The 26,716-nt window shown below is 61.9% G+C and carries 29 protein-coding genes; 11 read left to right on the forward strand and 18 right to left on the reverse strand.

The features are described 5' to 3' along the window. Positions 1-483: 483 nt before the first annotated feature. A complete protein-coding gene (locus tag P3C29_RS12705; RefSeq protein WP_010176513.1) occupies positions 484-1,422 on the reverse strand; it encodes an aspartyl/asparaginyl beta-hydroxylase domain-containing protein in 939 nt (312 codons plus the stop codon). A gap of 186 nt (positions 1,423-1,608) precedes the next feature. Beyond that, entirely contained in the window at positions 1,609-2,583 is a 975-nt protein-coding gene (gene cysK, locus P3C29_RS12710; protein ID WP_010176514.1) for a cysteine synthase A, read from the reverse strand. Between the two features lie 123 nt (positions 2,584-2,706). On the opposite strand from cysK, the gene P3C29_RS12715 reads away from it, so the two are divergent. The 3 genes from P3C29_RS12715 to P3C29_RS12725 all read left to right on the forward strand — a co-directional run bounded on the left by P3C29_RS12715 (position 2,707) and on the right by P3C29_RS12725 (position 5,961). Next, positions 2,707-3,783: a DUF748 domain-containing protein gene (locus tag P3C29_RS12715; RefSeq protein WP_275964639.1), complete on the forward strand. Its 1,077-nt coding sequence runs from the start codon at positions 2,707-2,709 to the stop codon at positions 3,781-3,783. A gap of 142 nt (positions 3,784-3,925) precedes the next feature. Then, on the forward strand, positions 3,926-4,771 hold the full coding sequence (locus P3C29_RS12720; protein ID WP_003210690.1) for a MoxR family ATPase: 846 nt from the start codon (positions 3,926-3,928) through the stop codon (positions 4,769-4,771). 11 nt (positions 4,772-4,782) lie between these two features. Further along, on the forward strand, positions 4,783-5,961 hold the full coding sequence (locus tag P3C29_RS12725; RefSeq protein ID WP_010176516.1) for a VWA domain-containing protein: 1,179 nt from the start codon (positions 4,783-4,785) through the stop codon (positions 5,959-5,961). A gap of 90 nt (positions 5,962-6,051) precedes the next feature. On the opposite strand, the gene P3C29_RS12730 is transcribed toward P3C29_RS12725, so the two are convergent. From P3C29_RS12730 to P3C29_RS12745, 4 genes are all read right to left on the reverse strand, one after another. Further along, positions 6,052-6,975 (reverse strand): biotin-dependent carboxyltransferase family protein, encoded by a 924-nt coding sequence (locus P3C29_RS12730; protein ID WP_275964640.1) that lies wholly within the window; start codon positions 6,973-6,975, stop codon positions 6,052-6,054. Continuing rightward, positions 6,972-7,676 carry a 5-oxoprolinase subunit PxpB gene (pxpB, locus tag P3C29_RS12735; RefSeq protein WP_275964641.1) on the reverse strand — a complete coding sequence of 235 codons (705 nt, stop codon included), beginning with the start codon at positions 7,674-7,676 and terminating at the stop codon, positions 6,972-6,974. The genes P3C29_RS12730 and pxpB overlap by 4 nt, the downstream gene beginning before the upstream one ends. Then, positions 7,673-8,416, reverse strand: coding sequence for a 5-oxoprolinase subunit PxpA (locus P3C29_RS12740; RefSeq protein ID WP_201122084.1), 744 nt, complete (start codon positions 8,414-8,416; stop codon positions 7,673-7,675). Before P3C29_RS12740 ends, pxpB begins: the two co-directional genes overlap by 4 nt. A 70-nt stretch (positions 8,417-8,486) precedes the next feature. Beyond that, a complete protein-coding gene (locus tag P3C29_RS12745; protein WP_275964642.1) occupies positions 8,487-9,773 on the reverse strand; it encodes an MFS transporter in 1,287 nt (428 codons plus the stop codon). A gap of 141 nt (positions 9,774-9,914) precedes the next feature. Between P3C29_RS12745 and P3C29_RS12750 the strand changes: the two genes are divergently transcribed. Further along, positions 9,915-10,853 carry a LysR family transcriptional regulator gene (locus P3C29_RS12750; RefSeq protein ID WP_275964643.1) on the forward strand — a complete coding sequence of 313 codons (939 nt, stop codon included), beginning with the start codon at positions 9,915-9,917 and terminating at the stop codon, positions 10,851-10,853. Between the two features lie 14 nt (positions 10,854-10,867). Here the strand turns inward: P3C29_RS12750 and P3C29_RS12755 are convergent, their stop codons facing one another. Genes P3C29_RS12755 through P3C29_RS12765 form a run of 3 tightly spaced genes read right to left on the reverse strand, consistent with a single transcriptional unit; the run spans position 10,868 to position 12,774 of the window. Beyond that, positions 10,868-11,410: a DUF2937 family protein gene (locus P3C29_RS12755; RefSeq protein ID WP_003210684.1), complete on the reverse strand. Its 543-nt coding sequence runs from the start codon at positions 11,408-11,410 to the stop codon at positions 10,868-10,870. A gap of 11 nt (positions 11,411-11,421) precedes the next feature. After that, complete coding sequence (locus tag P3C29_RS12760; protein ID WP_010176522.1) at positions 11,422-12,198, reverse strand: class II glutamine amidotransferase; 777 nt, start codon at positions 12,196-12,198, stop codon at positions 11,422-11,424. A gap of 30 nt (positions 12,199-12,228) precedes the next feature. Further along, entirely contained in the window at positions 12,229-12,774 is a 546-nt protein-coding gene (locus P3C29_RS12765) for an MFS transporter (protein ID WP_201122080.1), read from the reverse strand. Between the two features lie 21 nt (positions 12,775-12,795). Between P3C29_RS12765 and P3C29_RS12770 the strand changes: the two genes are divergently transcribed. Together P3C29_RS12770 and P3C29_RS12775 are read left to right on the forward strand one after the other, a co-directional pair. Beyond that, positions 12,796-14,850: a S9 family peptidase gene (locus P3C29_RS12770; protein WP_275964644.1), complete on the forward strand. Its 2,055-nt coding sequence runs from the start codon at positions 12,796-12,798 to the stop codon at positions 14,848-14,850. 84 nt (positions 14,851-14,934) lie between these two features. Continuing rightward, positions 14,935-15,408 (forward strand): cyclic nucleotide-binding domain-containing protein, encoded by a 474-nt coding sequence (locus P3C29_RS12775; protein ID WP_010176525.1) that lies wholly within the window; start codon positions 14,935-14,937, stop codon positions 15,406-15,408. Here P3C29_RS12775 and P3C29_RS12780 read toward each other — a convergent pair. After that, positions 15,405-15,692 (reverse strand): hypothetical protein, encoded by a 288-nt coding sequence (locus P3C29_RS12780; protein ID WP_201122076.1) that lies wholly within the window; start codon positions 15,690-15,692, stop codon positions 15,405-15,407. The two genes, P3C29_RS12775 and P3C29_RS12780, sit on opposite strands and share 4 nt — an antisense overlap. Positions 15,693-15,770: 78 nt before the next feature. Here P3C29_RS12780 and P3C29_RS12785 point away from each other — a divergent pair, with 78 nt between their 5' ends. Beyond that, positions 15,771-16,457, forward strand: coding sequence for a hypothetical protein (locus P3C29_RS12785; protein ID WP_275964645.1), 687 nt, complete (start codon positions 15,771-15,773; stop codon positions 16,455-16,457). Between the two features lie 47 nt (positions 16,458-16,504). Here P3C29_RS12785 and P3C29_RS12790 read toward each other — a convergent pair whose 3' ends face one another. Further along, on the reverse strand, positions 16,505-17,419 hold the full coding sequence (locus P3C29_RS12790) for a ParB/Srx family N-terminal domain-containing protein (protein WP_275964646.1): 915 nt from the start codon (positions 17,417-17,419) through the stop codon (positions 16,505-16,507). 148 nt (positions 17,420-17,567) lie between these two features. Here P3C29_RS12790 and P3C29_RS12795 point away from each other — a divergent pair, with 148 nt between their 5' ends. The 3 genes from P3C29_RS12795 (at position 17,568) to P3C29_RS12805 (ending at position 19,064) form a co-directional block, all read left to right on the forward strand. Further along, a complete protein-coding gene (locus tag P3C29_RS12795) occupies positions 17,568-17,942 on the forward strand; it encodes a YajD family HNH nuclease (RefSeq protein ID WP_003210675.1) in 375 nt (124 codons plus the stop codon). Positions 17,943-18,176: 234 nt separating this feature from the next. Then, positions 18,177-18,644 (forward strand): RNA methyltransferase, encoded by a 468-nt coding sequence (locus P3C29_RS12800; RefSeq protein ID WP_003210674.1) that lies wholly within the window; start codon positions 18,177-18,179, stop codon positions 18,642-18,644. A gap of 69 nt (positions 18,645-18,713) precedes the next feature. Beyond that, positions 18,714-19,064 (forward strand): DUF2892 domain-containing protein, encoded by a 351-nt coding sequence (locus P3C29_RS12805; RefSeq protein WP_275964647.1) that lies wholly within the window; start codon positions 18,714-18,716, stop codon positions 19,062-19,064. A gap of 87 nt (positions 19,065-19,151) precedes the next feature. Here the strand turns inward: P3C29_RS12805 and P3C29_RS12810 are convergent, their stop codons facing one another. Further along, entirely contained in the window at positions 19,152-20,390 is a 1,239-nt protein-coding gene (locus tag P3C29_RS12810; RefSeq protein ID WP_201122072.1) for a hypothetical protein, read from the reverse strand. Positions 20,391-20,402: 12 nt separating this feature from the next. After that, positions 20,403-20,852 (reverse strand): YcgN family cysteine cluster protein, encoded by a 450-nt coding sequence (locus P3C29_RS12815; protein WP_010176530.1) that lies wholly within the window; start codon positions 20,850-20,852, stop codon positions 20,403-20,405. Positions 20,853-21,005: 153 nt separating this feature from the next. On the opposite strand from P3C29_RS12815, the gene P3C29_RS12820 reads away from it, so the two are divergent. Beyond that, positions 21,006-21,599, forward strand: a complete 594-nt coding sequence (locus P3C29_RS12820; RefSeq protein WP_201122070.1) for a nitroreductase family protein — start codon at positions 21,006-21,008, stop codon at positions 21,597-21,599. A 35-nt stretch (positions 21,600-21,634) separates the two neighbouring features. Here the strand turns inward: P3C29_RS12820 and P3C29_RS12825 are convergent, their stop codons facing one another. The 5 genes from P3C29_RS12825 to P3C29_RS12845 form a co-directional block, all read right to left on the reverse strand. Next, entirely contained in the window at positions 21,635-22,567 is a 933-nt protein-coding gene (locus P3C29_RS12825) for a D-2-hydroxyacid dehydrogenase (protein ID WP_010176533.1), read from the reverse strand. Between the two features lie 117 nt (positions 22,568-22,684). After that, entirely contained in the window at positions 22,685-22,978 is a 294-nt protein-coding gene (locus tag P3C29_RS12830; RefSeq protein ID WP_003210667.1) for a YcgL domain-containing protein, read from the reverse strand. Next, positions 22,975-24,108 carry a ribonuclease D gene (gene rnd, locus P3C29_RS12835; protein WP_003210666.1) on the reverse strand — a complete coding sequence of 378 codons (1,134 nt, stop codon included), beginning with the start codon at positions 24,106-24,108 and terminating at the stop codon, positions 22,975-22,977. The genes P3C29_RS12830 and rnd overlap by 4 nt, the downstream gene beginning before the upstream one ends. Positions 24,109-24,230: 122 nt before the next feature. Continuing rightward, a complete protein-coding gene (locus P3C29_RS12840) occupies positions 24,231-24,881 on the reverse strand; it encodes a class I SAM-dependent methyltransferase (RefSeq protein WP_275964649.1) in 651 nt (216 codons plus the stop codon). Between the two features lie 144 nt (positions 24,882-25,025). After that, positions 25,026-26,399, reverse strand: a complete 1,374-nt coding sequence (locus tag P3C29_RS12845) for a glutamine synthetase family protein (protein ID WP_201122066.1) — start codon at positions 26,397-26,399, stop codon at positions 25,026-25,028. Positions 26,400-26,716 lie beyond the last annotated feature (317 nt).

Raw genomic sequence — 26,716 nt, forward strand, 5'->3', positions numbered from 1 at the left:
TGACTTCGCCAAAAGGCCAGTAAGGACAGCTTGAGTCAACACCACTAGCCTTGGAAAAAACCAATCCGCTCCGGATCAGGGGGGCTTTCAACTCATGATGACCCATGCCAAAAAAACGCGACACTCTGCGATATCAGCTATACCGCTCCACGGCGCTGCACCTTGCGAAAGCCTCTACCCGGCAGTGGTACGAAGCCCTGAAACATAGCAGTAGAGAAGGCATAGCATCGCAAACATGCTCAATTAATGATCAATAGTGGAGGCTAATATGGGAGCAGTTTCTAAAAACTCCGTCACCCAGAAAGCGTCATCGAAGGTAATAAAAGAGCTCAGGGCCCCAACACTTACAGCTAACCAACGGCGTTTTCTCAGTGCAGCCCTGACAGTCAGCGTTGAAGAACCCAGCCTTTTGGCTGGGAGCCCAGACAAATCAGAAGCATAAAAAAACCGCTCATCCGAGCGGTTTTTTTGCCTGCAACAACCTTAACCAAACAACCAATACCCCAACGCCGTCAGCACCACCACCGCCAGTACCGGCCGCAGGATGCGATAAGCCTTCGGATGCTTGCGCTTCCACTGCTTGACCACACCACTGAAGCCGTCACTGAAGCGCTTGCTCCAGGCATACGCCTGGTTGATCCCGCCAACGCGTTCGTCATCCAGGTTCTGTGGCGCGGTAGCGCGGCCCAGTTGGGCGCTGACCCAACGGTTGATGCGGGTCATCAGGCGGCTGCTCAGCGGGCGTTCGATGTCGCAGAACAGGATCACCCGGGTGTGCTCGGTCTCGTTCTTCACCCAGTGCACGTAGGTTTCGTCGAACATCACGTCTTCACCGTCACGCCAGGCGTATACCTGGCCGTCGACGAAGATGCGGCAGTCATCGGAGTTGGGCGTGGACAGCCCCAGGTGATAACGCAGGGAACCGGCAAACGGATCGCGATGCGGGTTGAGGTGGCTGCCACCGGGCAACAGCGCAAACATCGCGCCCTTGACGTTGGGAATGCTGCTGACCAGGGCCACGGTTTTCGGGCACAGCAGTTCAGCCGATGGCAACGGTTTGTCGTACCACTTAAGGTAGAAACGCTTCCAGCCCTTCTTGAAGAACGAGCCAAAACCGGCGTCGTTGTTCTTCTCGGCCGCGCGGATGTAGCCCTCGTCGAACAGGTGCATGGCCTCTTCGCGAATCACTTCCCAGTTGTCCTTGAGCACGTCCAGCTCCGGGAACTTGCTGCGGTCCAGGTACGGCTTGGACGGCACGGCAGAGAAGAGGTACATCAAGGCGTTGTACGGAGCGAACAGCGCCGAATGGTTGACGAACTGACGCAACATCGGCAAACGGGCCTTGCCACGCAAATGCACATACAGCGTGCTGCCGATAAACAGCAGCAACACCGACAGTTTGGCGGCCAAAGAAAAGGTCATGCAGCAACTCCTGGAAATAGGCGTCTGGCGATTAGCCTCCCGGCATGGGGAAACCAGACGTAGCAGCCGGCCATGATAAACACTCCGGGCCTCGGGAAAAACCCGCGCACTCCAACAATCAGCATCTAGCGGTGCGCGATAACGGGCCAATTATGCATAAGGGCCACGCCATCGCGCTGATTTGAATCAAGCCTGGTTTTCCTGATCGGTGAACAAATCGGCGAACAACATGCTCGACAGGTAGCGTTCGCCGGAGTCCGGCAGCACCACGACGATGGTCTTGCCCTGCATTTCCGGCTTCTCCGCCAGGCGCACCGCCACGGCCATCGCCGCGCCGCAGGAGATACCGCACAGAATCCCCTCCTCCTGCATCAAGCGCAACGCCATGGCCTTGGACTCTTCGTCGCTGACCAGTTCGACCCGGTCGACCATCGACAGGTCGAGGTTCTTCGGCACAAAACCGGCGCCGATGCCCTGGATCTTGTGGGGGCTGGGCTTGATCTCTTCACCGGCCAGCGCCTGGGTAATCACCGGCGAGCTGATGGGTTCCACCGCCACCGACAGGATCGGCTTGCCCTGGATGTTCTTGATGTAGCGCGACACCCCGGTGATGGTGCCGCCGGTGCCTACGCCTGCCACCAGCACGTCCACGGCGCCATCGGTGTCATTCCAGATTTCCGGACCGGTGGTTTTCTCGTGGATCGCCGGGTTGGCCGGGTTTTCGAACTGGGCCGGCATAAAGTACTTGGCCGGGTCGCTGGCGAGGATTTCGCCGGCTTTTTCGATCGCGCCCTTCATGCCCTTGGCCGGCTCGGTCAACACCAGTTCGGCGCCGAGGGCCTTGAGCACCTTGCGTCGCTCGATGCTCATGGAGGCGGGCATGGTCAGCAACAGCTTGTAACCACGGGCGGCGGCGACAAACGCCAGGCCGATACCGGTGTTGCCGGAAGTCGGTTCGACAATGGTCATGCCGGGCTTGAGTTTGCCGCTGCCTTCGGCGTCCCAGATCATGTTTGCGCCAATCCGGCACTTCACCGAATACCCCGGGTTACGCCCTTCGATCTTGGCCAGGATGGTCACGCCACGCGGGGCGATGCGGTTGATCTGAACCAGGGGCGTGTTACCGATGGAGTGCGCGTTGTCTGCAAAAATGCGGCTCATGACGGGTCCTTAAGGCAATTTCAGGAAGGCCCCAAGGGTATGCCTCGTGTTGCGAGGCGTCCAGTCAAGCGAACGTCCGGCGGCGCCAGCAGTCAATCGCCTACACGGATGGAGAAATTTCCTATGAAACGTCGCTACAGTTGGCCGCTCTGGACCCTCGTCGGGATCGTGGTACTGCTGGTCGTCCTGGATATCGCCCTGCCCTATCTGGTGCGCAATTACCTGAATGACAAACTCGCCGACATGGGCGACTACCGCGGCCAGGTCACCGATGTCGACCTCGCGTTGTGGCGCGGCGCCTATCGAATCAATGGTTTGCAGATCGTCAAGGTCGACGGCAAGGTGCCAGTACCGTTCGTCAAGGCGCCGGTGATCGACCTGTCGGTCAGCTGGCACTCGCTGTGGTACGACCATGCAGTCGTGGCCGAGGCACAGTTCATCAAGCCGGAGCTGAACTTTGTCGACGGTGGCACCAACAAACAGGCGTCCCAGACCGGTCAGGGCACCGACTGGCGGGCACAGCTGGGCAAACTGTTGCCGATCACCCTCAACGAGGTGCGCATCGATGACGGAAAGATCGCCTTCCATAACTTCAGCTCGAAACCACCGGTCAATCTGTACGCTACCCAGGTCAATGCCAGCTTCTATAACCTGACCAACGTGGTGGACGTCAAAGGCCAGCGCGACGCACGCTTCGACGGCAAGGCGCTGTTCCTGGGCCAGGCACCGCTGGAAGCCAGCGCCACGTTCGACCCCTTGAGCAATTTCGAAAACTTCGAATTCCGCTTCCGGGCCCGGGATATCGAGCTCAAGCGCATGAATGACTTCGCCTCGGCCTACGGCAAGTTCGACTTCAATGCGGGCACCGGCGACCTGGTGGTCGAGGCGCAGGCCGAAAAGGGCCAACTGACGGGCTACATCAAGCCGCTGCTGCGCAATGTCGAAGTGTTCAACTGGCAACAGGACGTAGAGAACAAGGACAAGGGCATCTTCCGTTCAATCTGGGAGGCGGTGGTTGGCGCCAGCGAGACCGTGCTGAAAAACCAGAACAAAAACCAGTTTGCCACCCGCGTAGAGCTGAGCGGCAACGTTCACCAGCAAGATATCAGCGCGTTCCAGGCGTTTTTGCAGATTTTGCGCAATGGTTTTGTCCAGGCCTTCAACGCCCGCTATGAGCAGCCCAAGCCTTCGGCAAATTGATGTCAGACGTGACTGCCCATTCAGAGACTGAATAGCCCGTCTGCGTTCACAGTCGCCGGGGCTGCGCGGTATAGTCGGGCAAAGCTGATTACTCGCCCGCTTCGGTCCCGGACCGTTCGGCGTCACGTTCGAGGATTGATAGATGAAGTTCGAAGGCACCCAGGCCTACGTTGCCACCGATGACCTGAAACTGGCCGTCAACGCCGCCATCACGCTGGAGCGGCCGCTGCTGGTCAAGGGCGAACCGGGCACCGGCAAGACCATGCTCGCCGAGCAACTGGCCGAATCCTTTGGCGCCAAGCTGATCACCTGGCACATCAAGTCCACCACCAAGGCCCACCAAGGCCTCTACGAGTACGACGCGGTGAGCCGCCTGCGGGACTCGCAACTGGGCGTGGACAAGGTGCATGACGTTCGCAACTACCTGAAAAAGGGCAAGCTCTGGGAGGCTTTCGAGTCCGAGGAGCGGGTGATTCTGCTGATCGACGAAATCGACAAGGCCGACATCGAATTCCCCAACGACCTGCTACAAGAACTCGACAAGATGGAGTTCTACGTCTACGAAATCGACGAGACCATCAAGGCCAAGAAGCGCCCGATCATCATCATTACCTCCAACAACGAAAAAGAGCTGCCGGACGCCTTCCTGCGCCGCTGCTTCTTCCACTACATCGCCTTCCCGGACCGCACCACCCTGCAAAAAATCGTCGACGTGCACTACCCGGACATCAAGAAAGACCTGGTCAGCGAAGCGCTGGACGTGTTCTTCGACGTGCGCAAGGTACCGGGCCTGAAGAAAAAACCGTCCACCTCCGAACTGGTGGACTGGCTCAAACTGCTGATGGCCGACAACATCGGCGAAGCGGTGCTGCGCGAGCGCGACCCCACCAAGGCCATCCCGCCCCTGGCCGGTGCCCTGGTGAAAAACGAGCAAGACGTGCAGTTGCTGGAACGCCTGGCGTTCATGAGCCGTCGCGGTAACCGATAAGGGCGATCGCCATGCTGCTCAACCTGTTCAATGAAATGCGTGCAGCCAAGGTGCCCGTCTCGGTGCGCGAGCTGCTGGACCTGATCAACGCGCTGAAACAGCGCGTGACCTTCGCCGACATGGACGAGTTCTACTACTTGGCCCGGGCGATCCTGGTGAAGGACGAACGGCATTTCGACAAATTCGACCGGGCCTTCGGCGCCTACTTCAATGGCCTGGAAAAACTCGACGATCACCTGCAGGCGCTGATCCCCGAAGACTGGCTGCGCAAGGAGTTCGAACGCTCGCTGACCGACGAGGAACGCGCGCAAATCCAGTCCCTTGGCGGGCTGGACAAGCTGATTGAAGAATTCAAGAAACGCCTGGAAGAACAGAAGGAACGCCACGCCGGCGGCAACAAGTGGATCGGCACCGGCGGCACCAGCCCGTTCGGCTCCGGCGGCTTCAACCCCGAAGGCATTCGCGTGGGTGATGCCGGCAAGCGCCAGGGCAAGGCAGTCAAGGTCTGGGACCAGCGCGAGTACAAGAACCTCGATGACTCGGTGGAACTGGGCACGCGCAACATCAAGATCGCCCTGCGCCGCCTGCGCAAGTTCGCGCGCCAGGGTGCGGCGGAAGAGCTCGACATCGACGGCACCATCGACCATACGGCCCGTGATGCCGGGTTGCTGAATATCCAGATGCGCCCGGAGCGGCGCAACACCATCAAGCTGCTGTTGCTGTTCGACATTGGCGGGTCGATGGATGCCCATGTGAAGACTTGCGAAGAGCTGTTCTCCGCGTGCAAGACCGAGTTCAAGCACCTGGAGTACTTCTATTTCCACAACTTCATTTATGAATCGGTGTGGAAGAACAACATGCGCCGCACCTCCGAGCGCACATCGACCCAGGACTTGCTGCACAAGTACGGCGCCGACTACAAAGTGATCTTTATCGGCGATGCGGCCATGGCGCCGTATGAAATCACCCAGGCCGGCGGCAGCGTCGAGCACTGGAACGAAGAACCCGGGTACGTGTGGATGCAGCGGTTCATGGAGAAGTACAAGAAGCTGATCTGGATTAATCCGTATCCAAAAGATACCTGGGGCTATACCGCGTCCACCGGGATTGTCCGGGACTTGATCGAGGACCAGATGTTTCCGTTGACGTTGCGGGGGCTTGAGGAAGGGATGCGCTTTCTTTCCAAATAGGCGGAGCACTCACTGACGCCATCGCAGGCAAGCCAGCTCCCACAGGGAAATGCATTCCAAATTGTGGGAGCTGGCTTGCCTGCGATGCTTTTAGCGGTCCATAAAGCGGCGCAAATACTCCACCTGCTGCCGATGCGCCGTCTCTTGCACCACCGGCGCCAATCGCACCTTCTCCCCCGGCAAACACTGCGCCAGCCGCGCCAACGCCAATGGCGTCAACGCGCCCAATCGTGGGTAGCCGCCAATGGTCTGCCGATCATTGAGCAACACGATCGGCTGCCCGTCCGGCGGCACCTGGATCGCGCCCAGCGGTATGCCTTCCGAGATCAGCGACGGCCCCTGATACTGCAACGGCGTGCCCAGCAAGCGCATGCCCATGCGGTCGGCACGGCTGTCGAGGGTCCACTCGCTGTTGAACACATCAAACAGACTCTGCCCACCAAACTGGCCAATCTGTGCCCCGAGGATCACTTCCAGTGGCGCCTTCGTGCCCAGTTTCGGCAACTGCCCGGCGGACAACTCCCGCATTGCACCGCCCGTGCCTGAATACGTCAGCTGCGCACCTTCCGCCAGCGCCCGGCCAAAACCATCCAGCCCGCCCAGCTCCTCACGCCCCACCGTGGCGCAACTGCCCAGCACCTGCGGCGCAGCAAACCCGCCCGGAGCGGCCAGGTAAGCCCGCGCACCACTGAAGGGCTGGGTAAAACGCAAACGCTGGCCTTTTTGCAGAATAAAGCTGCGTCCCGGGCTGATGGCGCGCTCATCGACATAAGCGCCCAGGTCCGCCCCGGCCAGCGCCAGCAGGCAATAGCCCTCGGCCTGTACCGTAAAGCCGCCCAGGGTGATTTCCACCACCGGCGCGTCCAGGGCATTGCCCAGCAACCAATTGGCCCACGACATTGATACCCAATCCAGCGCACCGCCCTGGGTTACGCCCAAATGCCTTACGCCAAAGCGTCCGGCGTCCTGCAACAGGCACAGCGGTGTGCTGGCCTCGATCATCAAGCGGCTCATGCCTGCGCCTCCAACGGCGTGTCATCGCCACCCAGGTGGATGAATTCGCTGTGGCTGACGGCTTCGTACCGCACGGTGTCCCCCAGCTGCATCAGGCTGTAGCCCTCGCGCTCGCGGTCAAACAGCTTGGCCGGCGTGCGGCCGATCAGGTTCCAGCCGCCCGGCGATACCACCGGATAGGCGGCCGTCTGCCGCTCGGCGATCCCCACGCTGCCGGCCGCTACTCGCTTGCGCGGCGTATTGAGACGAGGCGCGGCGAGCTGTTCATCCACCAGCCCCATAAAGGCAAACCCCGGGGCGAAGCCCAAGGCGAACACCTGGTACTCGTGCTGGCTGTGGCGACGAATCACCTCCTCCACCGCCAGGCCACTGCGCTGCGCGAGCAACGTCAGCTCGGGGCCGACACTCAGGTCATACCAAACCGGCAACACATGGCATTGCCCGCTGCCCTTGGGCTCTGGCTGCAATTCCTCAAGCGCCTGATCGATCAACGCCCGGGCCTGGCCCGGGTCCAGCGCCAACAGGTCGTAGTGCACCATCAGGGTCGTGTAGGACGGCACCAGGTCCACCAGCGCAGGGCCAAACCCTTCCCTCAGCCGCCGTGTGGCGGCGAGCATCCAGGGCATGTTGTCTTCGGCGATCACATCAAACAGGCGCACCATCAGGCAGTCGATGGCCACTACTTCAATCCGTGACTTCATGCTGGGTTCAACGCCGCGCGGATGCGCTGCACGGCGGCCACCGAGCTGGCGTTATCGCCATGCACACACAAGGTATTGGCCTGCAGATGTAACGGGCTGCCGTCGCTGGCGACCAGGTGCTCACCGCGAGCGATGATCAGGGCTTGCTGGATGATCTTTTCCGGATCGTGGTGCACCGCGCCCGGCAACTGGCGGGAGACCAGATGGCCGGCGCTGTCGTAGGCCCGGTCAGCGAACGCTTCGAACCACAGGGTCACGCCATATTCGTCACCCAGGGCCTGGGCGGAGCTGTTGTCGCGCGTGGCCATCAGCATCAAGGGCAGGCTGGCATCGTAGGCCGCCACGGCCTGGATCACTGCGCGCAATTGGGCCGGCTTGGCCATCATGTCGTTGTACATCGCGCCATGGGGTTTGACGTAGCTGACACGCCCGCCCTGGGCCCGGCAAATGCCGTCGAGGGCACCGATCTGGTAGTGCAACAGGTCCTGGATTTCCTGCGGGGTGTAGGCCATCGAGCGGCGGCCGAAACCCTGCAAATCCTGGTACGCCGGGTGCGCACCCACCTGCACGCCATGCTGGAAGGCCAGGCTGACGGTCTTGCGCATGATGCTCGGGTCGCCGGCGTGGAAGCCGCAGGCAACGTTGGCGCAATCAATGAACGGCATGACCTCGGCGTCCAGACCCAAGGTCCAGTTGCCAAAGCTTTCGCCGATGTCGCAGTTCAATAGCAGGCGGCTCACGGTGAGGGCTCCTGTAGTCTTTATATTTTTCTAGTGTGGGACCTTTCTTCAAGATCCCGCAACGTTCAGGTTACTGTGCTTCAAGCTGCTTGCCACGGGTTTCCGGCAGGCTCAGCGCCGCCAGGATCACCACGCCGTAGGACACCGCCGCAAACCCGCCAATGCCCATGCTCAGGGGCACCTTCTGGCTCAACAGGCCAATCAGCAGCGGGAAGAACGCCGCGAGTGCCCGGCCGATGTTGTAGCAAAAACCCTGGCCAGAACCACGAATCCGTGTGGGAAACAGCTCGGTGAGAAACGCGCCCATGCCGCTGAAAATTCCGGAGGCAAAGAAGCCCAGAGGGAAACCCAGCCACAGCATGACCTGGTTGCTGACCTGCAATTGGGTGTAGAGCACGACGATGATGAAGGAGCCCACGGCGAACAAAATAAAGTTCTTTTTGCGCCCGAGCAGGTCCGTCATGTAGGCACTGATCACATAACCCACGTAGGAACCCACGATCACCATGGCCAGATAACCGCCGGTACCGAGGACACTTAAGCCCCGTTCGTTCTTCAGAAAGGTCGGCAGCCACGACGTGATGGCGTAATACCCGCCCAGCGCGCCGGTGGTCAGCAGCGAAGCACGAAGCGTGGTGCTGAGCATGCCGGGGGCGAAAATCTCGTAGAACTTCGCCGGGTTGCTCGGTGCTTCCTTCGCTTTGGCCTGGCGATAAATCTCCGGGTCCTTGACCAGGCGCCGCACAAAAATCACGAAGATCGCCGGCAGCAGGCCCAACATGAACAGCGCGCGCCAGGCGTCTTCCGGGGGCAACCAGGAGTACAACAGTGCATAAAGAATCGCCGTGATGCCCCAGCCCAGTGCCCAGCCGGACTGCACCATGCCCACCGCCTTGCCGCGGTCCTTGGCGCGAATCACCTCGCCCATCAGCACGGCGCCGGCGGTCCATTCGCCGCCAAAACCAAAGCCCATCAAGGTACGCGCCACCAGCAACTGCTCGTAGCTTTGCGCCAGGCCACACAGGAAGGTGAATACCGCAAACCACAGCACCGTCAGTTGCAGGGTGAGCACCCGGCCAATGCGGTCCGACAGGATGCCGGCAATCCAGCCGCCCAGCGCCGAGGCGATCAGGGTGCTGGTGTGGATCAAGCCTGCCTGGCCGGTGGTAATGCCCCACATCGCAATCAGTGTCGGGACCACAAAGCTGAGCATTTGGGTGTCCATGCCGTCCAGGCCGTAACCGATCTTGCAGCTCCAGAACGTACGGCGCTCCTGCTGGTTGATATTGCGGTACCAGTCAAACAGTCCGGCGCGGCGTTCGGGCTTGGCCACCTCCAGGGTATCGGGCGCACTCATGGCGGATCTCCACGTGAATATTATTGGTATTGTTCTGGGCCCCTACGACGCTTATCGTGAGACGAGCCGATTTTTGGCGTGCGACCCCTGCTGCGTCCAACTAATAAAAACCGCCCCAATGCATAAGAAAAAGTTGATCCCATGAATTTGAAGTTCCTTGAAACCTTCGTCTGGGTGGCCAAGCTCAAGAGCTTTCGCCTCACCGCCGAAAAGCTCTTCACCACCCAGGCGTCGATTTCCAGCCGCATCGCGGTGCTGGAAAGTGAACTGGGGGTGAAGCTGTTCCTGCGCGATTCCCGCGGCGTGAGCCTGACCCCGGAAGGGGTGAAGGTGCTGGATTACGCCGAGCAGATGATGGCCACCATGCAAGGGCTGAAGCAGTCCCTGGAAACCACCAGCAGCCAGGTTGGGCGGATCCGCATCGGGGTGATGGACACGGTGATCCACACCTGGCTCAGCCCGCTGGTGACCGAGTTGATGGAGCGCTTTCCGCGGGTGGAGATCGAATTGGTGGCCGACACCTCGTTCAACCTCATCGATCAACTGCAAAAAGGCTTTCTGGACCTGATCCTGCAAACCGACCTGCTGCGCCAGGAAACCCTGCGCAGCCTGGAACTGGCCAGCCACCCCATGGGCTGGATCGTCGCCAGCGACTCGATCCACAACCGCAACTACGCCTCCCTCGCCGAACTGGCCCAGGAGCGCATCATCACCTACTCGAAAAACTCCTGCCCGCACCAGGACGTGCTCAGCCTGATGCAAGCCAACGGCGTGGCTGCGCCCAGGATGAACTGCGTGAATTCGGTGTCGGCGATTACCCGTTTGCTGCGCGACGGGTTCGGGATTGGCGCGTTGCCGCCGGTGCTGGTCAGGGAAGAGTTGGCGCGGGGCGAAATGACCCTGCTGGCCATGGCACAACGCCCGCCGAACCTGCAGGTGGTGGTGTCGTGGCGGGTCGGGGTGGAGTTGGTGGAGGAAATCGTGGCGCTGTGCCAGATCGTGGTGGGGCGGTATGCGCAGAAGGTCGGCGAGGGTTTGATGGTGCTGAGCAAACCCATGCCACTGAAGGAACCGATTTAAAACTGTGGGAGCCTTTAAAGCCCCTTGAGGTCCCGCTCTTCGATCGGCCGGCTCTGGCGCAGGCGCTTGCCGCCCAACACCACCCAGTCGATCAGGCGGAACAGGCATTCGATGCCAAACGACAACAGCATCGCGCCACCCAGGCCCCAGCCCATGGCTTCCGGGGTCAGCAACAGCATGTAGCTGTAGCCGTTCCAGGTTTCCTGGCGAATCGCCGGGTCGGCGGCCACGGCCACTTGCAGCGCGCGGATATACCACGGGCCTTGCATCGCCTGGAATTGCTTATCCAGCGCTACCTGACGGTCGAGCAAGGTCCCCAGGCTGTTGGCGTCGCTGCGGAACACCGGGTCGTCGCTGGCCCGGTAATGAGCCACCAGCGCCTGCAAGTCACCGTTGAAGAACTGCTGCGCCGTGGCATCGAAGCCGCGCAGGCCAGTCTGGGCCTCGATCAAATGGGCTTCGACGCGCTTGGCGTAGTCGCTGATAAACCCCGGCACCTGCACACCCACCAGCAGGCCCACGGCAAACAGCACCAGTCGCAAATAGCTGAGCAACATATTCGGCGTCCTTACTCGGTTGTACCTTGGGAGACGCATTCACCGCGTCGCCACAGGCTCCACTGGCCCGGTTCGTAGCGGGTCCAGGTCTCGTTTTCGGTCAGGGGTTCGGTGGCGATCACCGTTACTACATCATTTGGCGTGGTTTCGGCCTGAAAATCGACGATCACGTCGACATCTTTCAACCGCGCAGGGCCAAACGGCGCACGCCGGGTGATCTGTGCCAGTTTGGTCGAGCAATAGCAGAACAGCCAGTCACCGTCGCTCAGCAGGCAGTTGAACACGCCCTTGCTGCGGTATTCGCTGCAGGCGGCAATCAGGTCGGGCAGCACCTGTTCGATGTCCACCGGCTCTGGGAAGGCTTCACGGACGCGGTTGAGCAAATCGCAGAATGCCGCTTCGCTGTCGGTATCGCCCACCGGGCGGTAGAACGTGGCGCGGGGATTGAAGTCCGCCAGTTGGCCGTTATGGGCGAAACACCAGTTGCGGCCCCACAGTTCACGCACGAACGGATGGGTATTGGACAGGCACACCTTGCCGACATTGGCCTGGCGGATATGGCCAATCACCACTTCGCTCTTGATGGGATAACGCTGCACCAGCAGCGCGACTTCCGATTCGCTGCTGGCCGCCGGGTCCTGGAACAACCGCAGGCCGCGGCCCTCGTAGAAGGCGATGCCCCAACCGTCGCGGTGGGGGCCGGTACGTCCACCGCGCTGCATCAGCCCGGTAAAGCTGAAGACGATATCGGTCGGTACGTTGGCACTCATGCCCAATAATTCACACATGCCAGGCTTCTCGATACAGGGCGTACAACGTTAAAGACGCGGTTCGACCCGCATACCGCTGACAGGGGCAGGACGACCGTAGCGCTCATCGGCGAACGGTTCGTCGTCATCCGGCTCGGCGGCAGCGGCTGCCGCAGCGGCGGCCTTCTGCTCACGGCGGGTCCTGGCGGCACGTTCGATGGGCCAGCGAATCAGCACAAATACCAGGTACACGCCGAACGCGATCATGGAATACATGAACAGATCGGAGATCGCCCGCCAGGCGTTGTTGCCGACCTTCAGCACCAGGTCCAGGGCGGTAATGGCCACGGCCGGGGCGAACTGGGTCTTCACCGGGTCGACAATGGTCGGGCTGAACAGCAGCACCGCCATCAGCAACCGCAGCGGCTCGCGCAGCCAGCGCCACATCCAGCGGGTCATGGCAAACCACACCAACAGGCAACCCAGGGCAGCGAAGGCGTAGAGGCCCCAAGCGATCAGATAGTCGTTCTCGGTCATGGTGTCCATGGCAAGGTAGGCAAACAGGCCGCTATGATAACGGCTTTTCAGTGCCGAGGCTGCAATGCCGTCGGCCAACCGCCAGACAGAGAGTGATCCATGCCCCCAGCGACCCACATCACTGCCGCCCCGATCGCCCGCAAGGCCCCAGGCACCGACCCGTACGCCTGGCTGCAAGAGCGCGACAGCGCCGAGGTGCTCGATTACCTCAAGGCGGAAAATGCCTGGCAAGAAGCAGAATTGTCCGACCAGCAGGCCCTGCGCGAAACCCTGTTCGACGAGATCAAGGGCCGCATCCTCGAAACCGACCTGTCCCTGCCCTCGCCCTGGGGCCCGTACCTGTATTACACCCGCACCACCGCCGGCGACGAGTACGCCCGCCACTACCGGTGCCCGCGCCCGGCAGATGACAGCCAACAGGTCGACGAAAGTGCAGAAGAGTTGCTGCTGGACCCGAACGCATTGGCCAACGGCGGCTTTTTCTCCCTCGGCGCGTTCAGCATCAGCCCGGACCACCAGCGCCTGGCCTACAGCCTGGACACCAGCGGCGAAGAGATCTACACCCTCTACGTGAAGGAATTGTCCACCGGCAAGGTCAGCGAACTCGAGTTTGAAGACTGCGACGGCAGCATGACCTGGGCCAACGACAGCCTGACCCTGTTCTTCAGCGAACTGGACGACACCCACCGCCCGCACAAACTGTATCGCTATCGCCTGGACGGCACTGCCGCCGAGGAAGTGTTCCACGAGCCTGACGGCCGTTTCTTCCTGCACTGCTATCGCTCAAGCTCCGAGCGCCAGTTGCTGCTGGCCCTGGGCAGCAAGACCACCAGCGAAATCTGGGCCCTGGATGCCGATCGGCCGCAGCAGGCGTTTACCTGCATGGCGCCACGGGTCGAAGGCCATGAATACGACGTCGACCACGGCAAGCTGGACGACCAGTGGACCTGGTTTATCCGCAGCAACCGCGACGGCATCAACTTCGCCCTGTTCCAGGCCGTCGACACGGGCAGCGTGCCGACCCAGGACGACTGGCAGAACCTGATCCCCCACGACGACGCGGTGATGCTCGACGGCGTGAGCCTTAATGCCCGGGCGATGACCCTGAGCCTGCGCATCGGCGGCCTGCCGATCATCGAAGTTCACCCCCAAGGCCAGGCCGCCTATCGGGTGGAACTGCCGGACGCGGCCTACAGCCTCTACGTGCAAAACAGCCTGGAATTTGTCAGCGACAAGATCCGCCTGCGCTATGAAGCGCTGAACCGCCCGGCGCAGGTCCGTCAGCTGGAGCTGGCCAGCGGCGCGCAACAGGTGCTCAAGGAAACCCCGGTGCTGGGCGTGTTCAACGCCGACGACTACGTCAGCCAGCGGCTGTGGGCGACGTCGGCCGATGGCACCCAGGTGCCCATCAGCCTTGTAGTGCGGCGCGACCAGTTGGGCAAGCCGACGCCGTTGTACCTGTATGGCTACGGCGCTTACGGCCACAGCCTCGACCCGTGGTTCTCCCATGCGCGCCTGAGCCTGCTGGACCGCGGCGTGGCCTTTGCCATCGCGCATGTACGTGGCGGCGGCGAGCTGGGCGAAGCCTGGTACCGCGCCGGCAAGCAGGAGCACAAGCAAAACACCTTCAGCGACTTTATCGCCTGTGCCGAACACCTGATCGCCCAGGGCCTGACCACCTCCAAGCAACTGGCCATCAGCGGTGGCAGCGCCGGCGGCCTGTTGATCGGCGCGGTGCTCAATCAGCGCCCGGAGCTGTTCCAGGCGGCGATTGCCGAAGTGCCGTTCGTCGATGTGCTCAACACCATGCTCGACCCGGAACTGCCGCTGACCATCACCGAGTACGACGAATGGGGCAACCCTGAGGAGCCCGAGGTGTATGCGCGAATCAAGGCCTACGCGCCGTACGAAAACGTCAGCGCCCAGGCCTACCCGGCCACACTGGTGATCGCCGGCTACAACGACAGCCGCGTGCAATATTGGGAAGCCGCCAAGTGGGTAGCCAGGCTGCGGGACACCAAGACCGACGATAACCTGCTGCTGCTCAAGACCGAGCTGGGCGCTGGCCATGGCGGCATGAGTGGTCGTTACCAGGGATTACGTGACGTAGCACTCGAATATGGATTTGTTTTCAAGGCGCTGGGGCTGATTTAAGGAACTCCGCTCGGCGGGCGGGTCTGAACACCTGACCGCCGGGCGCGCGCCCTGCACGATTTATGGACAAAGACTGTAAGCCTCATGCCAGAACCGACCTTACTCAATAACGAAATCCGCGACATGCTGATGGACTGCGGGCTCTTCGACCCGCTGCTACCGGAAGACTTCCATGTGGCGGCGGGCTATTTCAACATCAGCAGCATCGCCCGGGACGAGGTGATTTTCCTCGAGGGCGACGCCGGCACCTTCATGTGCATCATCCACTCAGGCCAGGTGGCCGTGCAGAAAACCAACCATGAAGGCCAGCGGCTGACCATCGCCACCTTGCGCAGCGGGCGGGCCTTTGGCGAGATGGCGGTGCTGGATGGCGAGCGCCGTTCCGCCAGCTGTGTGGCGGCCAGCGATTGCGTGCTGTTGAACCTGGGCAAGGATTCCCTGGAAAAAATGCTCAACGATGCACCGAAAATCGCGGCCAAGATCATTCGTGCGATTGCGATCGCCCTGTCCAAGCGCCTGCGCATGGCGGATGGGCAATTGCTGTCCCAGCAGTTTTAACCGCCCGGGGTCTTGGGCTTGATGTCGTTTTGCTGCAAGCCGGGGATCGTCTGGTCCTTCGGCGGCGTCGGCAACACGATCGGTGCCAGCATCGGTTCCCCACCGCCGGAAACCTTTGGCGTCGCCGGCGGCGTGACTTGCGGATAAGGTGTGGGCGTTGCAGTACCCGGCGAACCCGCAGTGGGCGCGGGGGTGATCGGCACGGTTTGCGACTCCTGGGCCCCGGCCGCACCGCTAAGGGTGAGCGCGCCCCATACAATGACCGTTAGAATGCTGCACTTCATCGATGGCTCCATGGCCTGACCGTAAAGTCGTAAGGCTACTCCCAACCGCGCAAGAATGCCCTTCCCAATGAGATTTCCATGAAACGTTTCGTTCTGCTGGACACCACTCCGATCCCCGACAACGGCGGTGCCTTGTGCCTGTTCGAATACGGTGAGGATTTTGTCATCAAGATTCAGGGCGGTGACGGTGGCCAGTTGATGAACACGCGCATGCACGGCTCCGAGGATGCACTGGCGGAAATCCCGTGCCGCAAGGTCGCCGGACGGCCCGGTTCCCGGGTGTTGATTGGCGGCCTGGGCATGGGCTTTACCCTGGCGGCGGCGCTCAAGCACTTGGGCAAGACCGCCGAAGTGGTGGTCGCCGAGCTGGTGCCCGGCGTGGTGGAGTGGAATCGCGGCCCGCTGGGTGAAAAATCCGGCCGCCCGCTGCTGGACCCGCGCACCGTGATCCGCCAGGAAGACGTGGCCAAAGTGCTGCAGGCCGAGCCCCAGGGCTTTGACGCGATCATGCTGGACGTCGACAACGGCCCCGAAGGCCTGACGCAAAAAGCCAACAGTTGGCTGTATTCCGCCGGTGGCCTCAGCGCCTGCGCCAAGGCCCTGCGGCCCAAGGGCGTGCTGGCGGTGTGGTCGGCCAGCGCCGACAAGCAGTTCAGCGACAAACTGCGCAAGGCCGGCTTCAAGGCCGAAGAAGTGCAGGTGTTTGCCCATGGAAACAAAGGCACCCGGCATACCATCTGGATCGCCGAGAAGCTCAAGGGCTGAAGCAGCCGACTGAACAGAGGCGGCACAAGGCCGCCCTTAACGGTTCGTCACTTACTTCTGCTGTCGATAACGTAGGGCACTTTCTTCTTGAACGTATCGTTCAGTTCCTTGCGGTTAAGTGACGTAAAGCCGCCCAACTGCTGAGCGCTGAAGCCGCTGCCCCCCACCGGCGCATCGGGCGCCAGGCTGACCATGCGTTTGGCCAGCGCCTCGATAGCGTCCTCATACCCGCCTTGCTTGTTCAGGTTGAACGCGCCGAGGTCAATCTGCGTGCGCAGCCAGCCGCCCCAATAGAATTCCAGGAACTCCGGCACCACCGCGCCGGAGTTCGGCTTGCCGTAGGAAGCCTTGCGGGAGAAGTACACCAGGCTGCGGAACCTATCGTCGCCGAGGTCCTTGAAACCCAGGTGTGCCGGTATCTGCTCAGGGCTGATGGTTTTTCCCTGGCCGTCCTTGAGCCAGACCTTGCGCGCCTGCTCCATCCGTTTCCAGAACGTCGCCTGGTCCGGGCTGTCGCTGAAGTTATCGGTGACCCGCACCCACATTTTCAGCGTGGCACCCGCACCGGGCTGTTCCCACAAGGTACTGAAGCTGTGATGGCCGTCAGTGAGGTACAGCTGGCCTGCGGGGCCGACCACCACGGTTTTCATGTCTGCCGGGTGAGTGCCCACCGGGTCCTTGCAGGTGAAACTGTCGGGCTTATGCAAATCGGCGCCTTTGGGCACTGTGTCTGCTCCGCCCTGGCCGTTGGTCTCACAGTATTCGTCGAACACCTTCTTGGGAGACTCTGCAAACACCCCCAGCTTGTAGTGGATCTGGTCAAAACCGATGACCGCCTGGGTCGGATGGAGTTGCTCCAGCGCCACCTCGATCACCTGGCCGGGCTGGGGCGTGGAAAGCGCCTGGACGTGAACGCTGACGGCGCATAACAGCAATGCCCACCACCATGAATGCATCCGCATGAGTACCGCTCCTTTGAATTCAGTTCGCCGATACTACAAACATTCCCTGGCACCTGCGTGTACTGCGGCGGAAAAAGCCGGAGGTTTATTACCCCGCAAGCAGCTAGAATCAACGCTATCCGTGATCCACTAAAAGACAGGAGCCATGATGAGCTCGACCAACCCGCCCTCCCACACCGCCAAGCTGGACCGCATCCTCGCCGATGCCCAGCGCGACCGGGAAATGGGCTATCGCGACAAAGCCCTGAAGATGTACCCCCATGTGTGCGGCCGCTGCGCCCGTGAATTCGCCGGCAAGCGCCTGAGCGAACTGACCGTGCACCATCGCAACCATAATCATGACGACAACCCCCAGGACGGCTCCAACTGGGAATTGCTGTGCCTGTATTGCCACGACAACGAACACTCGCGGTATACCGACCAGCAGTATTTCGGCGAAGGCTCCACCAGCAGCCCGACGATTGCCAAGGCCACGCACAACCCATTTGCGGCACTGGCCGGGTTGATGAAGAAAGACGACTGAAGCGATGTGATGGGCGACTTGCTGTGGAAGGAGGCTGGTGTGGGAGGAGGCTTGCTGTGGCGAGGGAGCTTGCTCCCGCTGGGCTGCGTAGCGGCCCCACGTTTTTTGGGAGCGCTTCGCACTCCAGCGGGAGCAAGCTCCCTCGCCACAGTGTTGCACCCCATGCCGTTCAAACCGACCGCCTTTCGAGCAATCCCCGTATAATCGCCGTTTTTCTCGAAGGCACCCTCTCCCGTGGGCAATAAACGCTACAGCTGCATCGGTCTGTATAACCCCAAATCCCCCGAAAACGTCGGTTCGGTGATGCGCGCCGCCGGCTGCTACGGCGTGGCCTCGGTGTTCTACACCGGCAAGCGTTACGAGCGGGCCCGGGACTTTATTACCGACACCAAGAAGGTCCACCACGACATTCCACTGATCGGCATCGACGACCTGAAAAAGATCCTGCCCCTGGGCTGCATCCCGGTCGCCGTCGAGCTGGTGGAAGGCGCCCGCCCTCTCCCCGAGTACACCCACCCGGACCGCGCGCTGTATATCTTCGGGCCGGAAGACGGCTCCCTGGACAAAGAGATTCGCGACTGGTGTGAAGACGTGATCTACATCCCGACCACCGGTTGCATGAACCTCGCCGCCACCGTCAACGTGGTGCTTTACGACCGCCTGGCCAAGGGCAACAACACCCGTTCGGGTCCCAAGTACTGATTTTTTGGGAACGTCCGCGGCCTGTGTGCAGTCAGTTGCATATCAATAAGCCCTTGTTGGAGACAGATCATGAGCGACAGCAAAACCCTGCGACCCGTTATCCGGTCTACACCGTTGGAGCGCCAACCCACACAAAACGTCCAGGGCTGGGAACGCATCGGCTCCCTGGCGGGTGGCGTGGTGATGATGGGCAAAGGCCTGCGCCGTGGCGGCTTTTTCGGTTTGATTCAGGTGGCGATTGGTGGCGTTGCATTGGCGCGCGGCATCAGCGGGCACAGCTCGGCGAAAGAGTTGCTGGAGCGCAGTCGCCAGGAAATGAACACCGTGCGCACGAAGATTGAACGCGCCGGTGAGGAACTGAAAAACCTCAAGACCAAGGCTGAAGTGGCGGCTGAGAAAGCCAGTAAAACCACTGACTGAACCCGATCCCGATCCTGTAGGAGCCCGGCTTGCCGGCGATGGCGTCCTCAAGGACCTCATCGCCGGCAAGCCGGGCTCCTACAGGGATCAGTGCAGCAGCTTGCTGTCGAGCACCACCGACGACTCGCCGATAATGCTCTCCCCCAGCTGCACAAATTCCTTTGTGCTGATGCTGTTCAAACGCATCACCGCCTGGGTCAAATCATCCAGCGAACGCTTGTTGTGGGTTTTCACACGAATCTCGCGGTCCAGCTCCTGCAATAACACCACCGCCCGCGCCACCGTCGCGCTGTTGGCGTGCTCGACCCGCAGGCTCGTCACGTCCTTGCCGTCCTTGGTCAGACGGGCCTGTATCGCGGCGTAACGGTCGTCACTGATACCGCCAGCGCGGCGCATCAGTTCAATGGCGTAATACTGCGCCAAGCCTTCGCTGATCCAGTCGCTGCCCTCATGGTCATTGAACCGGCCGATGGCCTGCACCACTTCACGGATCAACGGGCTGCTCCCGTTTTCGCTGACCAGCGGTGTGCGGCTGTTGAGGTAGATGGAATCGCGCGCCGCGAATGCGCCGCGCCGCATGGGATCGCTGGCGCCCACCACCAGCAGTTTTGCCGGATGCCTCGGGAACGCTGCTTGCACCTGAGGCCAGACAAACGTCAGCAAGGTCAGCACATCCATGCGGTGCATGCCCTGCCCTTTGGGCGAAGCCACAGTGATTTCGGTTTCGCCCAAGCGCATCCTGCGGCTGCCCAGATTGCCGGCGAGCATCCAGCCGGTGGGCCGGTCAAACAGGCGGGAAACGTTGTCGATGCGGAATTTGTTCTTGCCGATGCGCGGCCATGACGTCTCGACGCTTTTCCAGCCGGCAGGCAGTTCAAACACCAGGCGCGACACCAGTTCAATGCCGTCCTGTTGATCCAGGCGTGCAGTGGGCACCAGGTCTTCCCCCCGAAACAGCGCCCAGCTCGGCGTCATGCGTGCTTCGTAAATCCCCTTCTTGCGCGCATGGGTCAGGCGGACACGGTAGGTCAGGCTGGCCTTGTCGGCGCTGGGCTGCCATAGGCCTCGGCTGTCACCCGGCGTATTGCCCGGCAGCACTTGCCACTGGCCATCGGCCTTGAAGTCGCTGTAGTCGCCGTCGCGGCCCAGGTCGAAGTTGAGGCTGCGCACCGCCGAGCCCTGTGACAGGCTCAGGCGTACTTCAGCCTGATCACTTTGGGGCAGCAGCTTGACGTGATAGTCCAGGTCAACTTTCTTCGCCGCCCACGCCGACGCGCTCAATGCCAACAACAGCAGGCTTGCTGCCAGCCTGGCTCCAACCGTCATACACACTCCTTTTCAACCGGCGCGAAAAATCAGGTAATCCTCCCAGTCATCCTCGGGCACGCTGCCTTCGCTGAGCATGCGCCCGGACTGGGAAATGCGCTCCTGGTGCACGGCGTCGCGGTCACCGCAGACCAGATGGTGCCAGAGCGGCAAGTCCTTGCGCTCGCTGACCAGCCGGTAACCGCAGGTGGGCGGCAGCCATTTGAACTGGTCGGCCTGGCCCGGGGTGAGCTGGATGCAATCGGGCACCGAGTCGCGACGGTTGGGGTAATCGGTGCACTGGCAGGTTTTCAGGTCCAGCAGTTTGCAGGCAATGCGCGTGTAATAGACGCTGTTGTCGTCTTCATCCTCGAGCTTTTGCAGGCAGCACAGGCCGCAGCCGTCGCACAACGACTCCCACTCATCCTGGTCGAGTTGTTCGAGGGTTTTGCGGATCCAGAAAGGTTCGACTTTGGCGGCCATGGCTCTACATCGGTATCGGTATGTTAAAAGGCCGCCAGTCTAGTGCCCATGGCCCCCGGGGCCAAGCGCTTACGACTGCCGGTAGAACAAGACTTGTCAGCCCGTCGGCGGCGAAGTAGTTTTGAACCCCGGTTTTTCATCAGGATCAGCCCAATGAGCAGCAACCCACGCGTCGCCGACTACCCGATCCACCCGCAATTCACCGACCGCTGGTCGCCGCGCGCCTTTACCGGCGAAAGCATCCCGGTAGACACCCTGCTGAGCTTCTTCGAAGCTGCCCGCTGGTCACCCTCGGCCTACAACTCGCAGCCGTGGCGCTTCCTCTACGCGCGCCGTGACACACCAAACTGGGAACGTTTCCTGGGCCTGCTGAACGAATTCAACCGTGGCTGGGCGCAGCATGCGTCGGCCCTGGTGATCGTGGCGTCGAAGACCGACTTCCAGGTACCCGGCGCCGCCGAGGAAACCCCGGCCCTGTGGCACACCTTTGACACCGGCTCCGCCTGGGGCCACCTGGCGCTGCAAGCCAGCCTCAGCGGCTGGCACACCCACGGCATGGCCGGTTTCGACCAGGAGCTGACCCGCAAGGAACTCAAGGTGCCAGAGGGCTATGCCCTGCACGCGGCCGTGGCGATTGGCAAACTGGGCGACAAATCGACCCTGGCCGATTACCTGCAAGCCCGGGAAACCCCAAGCCCGCGCAAGCCGTTGAGCGAGCTGGTATCGGAAGGCGATTTCAACGTGTAAGACCTCACCAGGAGCGAGCGCGCTCGCTCCTGATGTTAATACCCGCGCTCGAAACTCACTTCCCCGCGCAATGCTTCCTGCGCCTGATACGCGCGCAAATTCTCGACAAACAACTGCACCATCATCCCCGGTGAGGTCGGCGCGGAACTGTGCCCGGTCAACAGCAAGCCCCAGGCGGTCCAGAACGGATGACGCTGTGGCAATGGCTCCTGACGGCACACGTCGATCACCGCACCCGCCAGATGCCCTTCCTTCAAGGCCTCCACCAGGTCCGCATCGACCACCGCCACACCGCGCCCGACGTTGATAAACAACCCGGTCGGCTTGAACTGCTTGAACAGCGCGGCATCGTACAAATCATGGGTGTTCGGGGTGTTGGGCAGCAGGTTGACCACGTAGTCCACCTCGCCTACCAGCCGTGGCAGCTCTTCAAGCGCGGCGACTTCGATAAAAGGCGCCTGCTCACGGGCTTCGCTGGCGATGCCGTACAACTCCACGCCAAACGGCAACAGGAACTGCGCAACGCTGCGGCCGATATCGCCGGTGCCGACGATCAGCACCTTGCGCCCCGCCAGGCTCTGGCCCATGCGGTTGTCCCATTTGCGCTCGACCTGGCTGACCAGCCGCGCCAGCACTTCACGCTCGTGGCCGAGCATGTAGGTGAGCACGTATTCGGCCATCACCTGGCCAAAAATGCCCACGGCGCGGGTCAGGCGGTAATCCCGCGGCAGGCCCTCAGCCAACAGTGGGGTGATGCCCGCCCAGGTCGATTGCAACCATTGAGGCTGATGGCCCTGGCGCAGCAAGGTCGCCAACAGGTCCGGCTGGCCCAGCCACACCGGGCAATCCGCCGCCAGGCGCGACAGTTCAGCGGAATCGCCGCTGGTCATGACCTCAAGGTCCGGCGCCGCTTCGCGCAGCAGCCGGGCGTACAGCGGGTGATCGTGTTCAGCAATCAGAACGCGCATGGTTCAAACCTTTCAAAAACACTGCAGGCGGCCGCCGGTCCAGTTCACTGTCCGTTGCTGCCACCGCCAAAAATTGAATTCCATTGATGAATGTGCCCCGGACGGGGCACTGACCGATCACATCGGGTCATTACGTCGCAGCAGCTCTTCGGGCAAGTGTTCGATGTACTCGTCCTCGGCCGGCGGCATTTGCAGGTGGTAGCCCTGCTTTTCGAGGTTTTCCAGGACCACGGTGATGTCCTCGCGGGACAGCTTGCGCTCCGGGCTCAGCACCAGGTCAAAGGCGTGGTGCGGCTTGCCGAAGGCGGCCAGCAGACTTTCCGGCACGCGCTCCAGTGCATCGCTTTTCAGCACGTAGAGGTACATCTCGTTTCGTTTGAGGCTGCGATAGATGGAGCAAATACGTTTCAAGGCTGTTCTCCGGCAGTGGCCAGGCTGTCCAGCAGCGCCTGGCCCATCAATTCGCGGCGCCAGCCACGCAGCGAATCTGGCAATTGGTAAGGCCCCTCGGGATAGCCACTCTTGACCAGGGCCTCGAGGGTTTTCTTGCGCAGCATCAGTTCCGGCGCCATGTCCAGGCGCTCAGCCTCGGCCTGGCCCAGGGCGCGCAATTGCTTGATCAGCGTGGCGGCGTCCACCGGCAACGGCTCGGCAACCGCCGGCGGCCATTGGTCCATTGGTACGCTGCCGGCACGCTTGATCAGGCCCAGCAGGAACTCGCCGTCCTGGCGCACGGTGCGCGGGTGCATGTCTTCGATCTTGCCCAGCGCGGCGAGGTTATCCGGCTGGGATTTGGCCAGGGGCCATAACGAGTGTTCACGAATGATCCGGTTGCGCGGCAGGTCACGGGCACGGGCTTGCTGCTCGCGCCAGGCGCACAGTTCGCGCAACACGGCGAGCTGGGCACGGGACAGTTTCCAGGCCAGCTTGGCGTCGCGGTAGACCTCGTACGGGTCGACTTCGCGGCGCAGGTTGGCCACCAGCTCGGCGCCGTCTTCCAGGACCCAGGCGTACTTGTCGTCGGAAAGTTTCGGGCGCAGGCGTGTGTAGACTTCCGCCAAGTGCACCGCGTCTTCGGCGGCGTAGCTGATTTGCGTCTCGGACAATGGCCGCTGCAGCCAGTCCGAGCGGGTTTCGCCCTTGGGCAACTCGATATCGAGGACGGCTTGCACCAAACGCGAATAGCCCATGGAGAAACCGAGGTTCAGGTACGCAGCCGCCAGTTGGGTGTCGAACAGTGGCACCGGCAGGCTGCCGGTCAGGCGCAGCAACACTTCCAGGTCTTCGCTGCAGGCGTGTACCACCTTGATCACCGCCGGGTTTTCCAGCAAGGCGGCCAAGGGTTGCCAGTTGTCGATGGTCAGGGGATCGATCAGGTAAGCGCGAACGCCATCACCAATCTGGATCAGCCCGGCAATGGGATAAAAAGTGTCGACCCGCATGAATTCGGTGTCGAGGGCGACGAATGGCAACTGCTGCCATTCGGCGCAGTGCTGGCCGAGGCTATCGTTGTCGCAGATCCAGTGAATATCGATGGCCACACGGCTCTCCCTTGAAGAATGGCGCGCAGTATATATCGCGAAAGGGAGTTGCGAGCATTCGCCGCACAGCATCCGCCATGAAAACTCCTATAGGATCTGAAGAATAGTCCGACGGGCGGGACTTATCCTCTCTTACGCAGGACGTAAACCCGCCACATGGCCGAGCCGGGCATGAATTCCTGCTGGCTGAGGACCTTGAAACCGGCCTGGCGAAACTCCGCTTCCACCTGCGTCCGGTGGCTGGCAACCGCCGCCAGGGCGGGCTGCATCGCCCGGTAACCGCTGTCGCTGTTGACCGAGACAATCACCGTGTCGCGGCTCACCCGGTGAAATTCACCGAGCAGGGCCAGGCGCCCTTCTGCCGTCGGCACATGGCGAAACAACTCCAGGCAGAAAATGCAGTCCACCGCGTTGGCCGACAGGCCGATGGAAAAGGCCGAGCCCTGGAACGTCTTGATCCGCTTGAGCAAGCCCGGCGCATGGTGGGTACGGGCGTGGTCGAGCATGTCCTGGGAGTTGTCCGACGCGAGGATCACCCGGTTGCTGTGCTCGGCCAGCACCGGCCAGAAGCGCCCCGAGCCGCAGGCCAGGTCGAGGATCAGCCCCGGTTCGCCGGCGATTTTCAGCGCACGGCGTACCAGTCGCTCATCGCGCCACAGCGCCAGGCGCCGCAGCAACTTGGGCGGGCGCGTGTCAGCGCAGACCCGGGCATGCTCCTGGCCTGCACGTTCGGCAAATTCAATCTCGATGGAAGACGGCAGTTGCGACGGCATCACACGACTCTGTTAATGGATCAGACATCCGCAGCTTAACCACCGTCTCGTGAAAAAAAGGTCGAAGGATTGTTTACCGCGCATGCAGGGCCAGTATCCGGCGCCCAGCCTGTCTGTTAACTGTCTGCGATCAAGGCTTCATCTTCAGGCCGGGTGCAAATACCAGCGCCAGTCCTGCTCCCCCACTTCGCCCATGAACTGGCGATACTCGGCCCGCTTGACCGCCAGGTACACACCGAGGAATTCACCACCAAAGGCTTCCCGGGCCCAGGACGAGCCTTCAAGGGCGCGCAAGGTGGTCAACCAATCGGTGGGCAGTAATTCCTTGGCCTGGGCGTAACCGTTGCCCTCCACCGGCGCGCCGGGATCGCGCTGTTCGCGGATGCCTCGGTGAATACCCGCCAGGATCGCCGCCGCCGCAAGGTAGGGGTTGGCGTCGGCGCCGCAGATTCGGTGTTCGATATGCCGGGAAAACGCCGGCCCGCCCGGTACGCGCAGGGTCACCGTGCGGTTGTCCACGCCCCAGGTGGCTGCCAGCGGCGCGTAGCTGTTGGTCTGGAAGCGCCGGTAGGAGTTGGCGTTCGGGCAGAACATCAGCAACGAGTCGAGCAAGGTGCTGAGCATGCCGCCCACCGCCTGGCGCAACAGCGGCGTGCCGTCGGGTGCTTCGCTGGCAAACAGGTTATTGCCGTCGCGGTCTGCGAGGCTGACGTGCATGTGCATGCCGGTGCCGGCCAGGTCATCGAACGGCTTGGCCATGAAACACGCGGTCATCCCGTGCTTGTGGGCCACGCCCTTGACCAGGCGCTTGTAACGTACCGCTTCGTCCATGGCTTGCAGGGCGTCGCTGCGGTGCTCCAGGGTGATTTCCACCTGGCCCGGGGCGTATTCGGAAATCGCCGTGCGCGCCGGAATGCCCTGGAGTTTGCAGGCGCTGTAGAGGTCGGCAAGGAACGGTTCGATCTGCTCCAGTTCCCGCAGGCCGTAGACCTGGGTCGAGCGTGGGCGCCCCCCATCGACATCCCGCGCCGGTTGCGGGCGGCCGTTGCTGTCGGGTTTCTGGTCGAGCAAATAAAACTCCAGCTCCGCCGCCATCACCGGGTAATAGCCGTCGGCCTTGAGGTCCTCGATCACCTTGGCCAGCAAGTGCCGCGGGTCGGCCACGGTGGCGGGCATGCCTTCGGTGGGGTGCATGCTGACCTGCACCGCCGCCGTCGGGATCAGGCGCCACGGCATGCGCTGCAAACTGCCGCTGACCGGGTAGGCGCGGCAGTCGATATCGCCCACTTCCCAGACCAGCCCGGAGTTCTCCACGTCGTCGCCATTGATGGTCAGGCCCAGGATCGTACTCGGCAGCGGCCGGCCACTTTCATAGACCGCCAGCAGCTCATCGCGGTGCAGCAACTTGCCCCGGGGCACTCCGTTGTTGTCGAGGATGAACAGCTCGAACATCTCGATATCCGGGTTCTGGTCCAGAAAGGATTGGGCTTCGTGCAGGGTGGCAAAGGGCGTGCTCATGGGCATTCTCATACGTTCGCGTCAGGCAGGCGCGCGGGCGCTGCCGGGCAGATGCGTGGGGCATCCGGTTGGGCAAATCAACGGGTGAGAAAGGCGTCCGGTGGGCGCGCGTGACGGCAGTGCCAGAGTGCCCAGAAGGCGAGTTCGGAAGGGAGTGCATCAGCGGTGATTCGACGACGGTCCGGACGGCTGGACGCGGTGGCGCCTGGCGATGTCTCAGGGTGTGTGTCGGGGGAACCGTCCATGCGGGAGTCACAGTAAAGAGATGCCGAACAGCCTCACACGCGAGGTTAAGCCGTTAAATCCAGTCTTGACGG

It is taken from the genome of Pseudomonas sp. 1912-s (assembly GCF_029269205.1).
In the GTDB taxonomy this organism is placed as follows: domain Bacteria; phylum Pseudomonadota; class Gammaproteobacteria; order Pseudomonadales; family Pseudomonadaceae; genus Aquipseudomonas.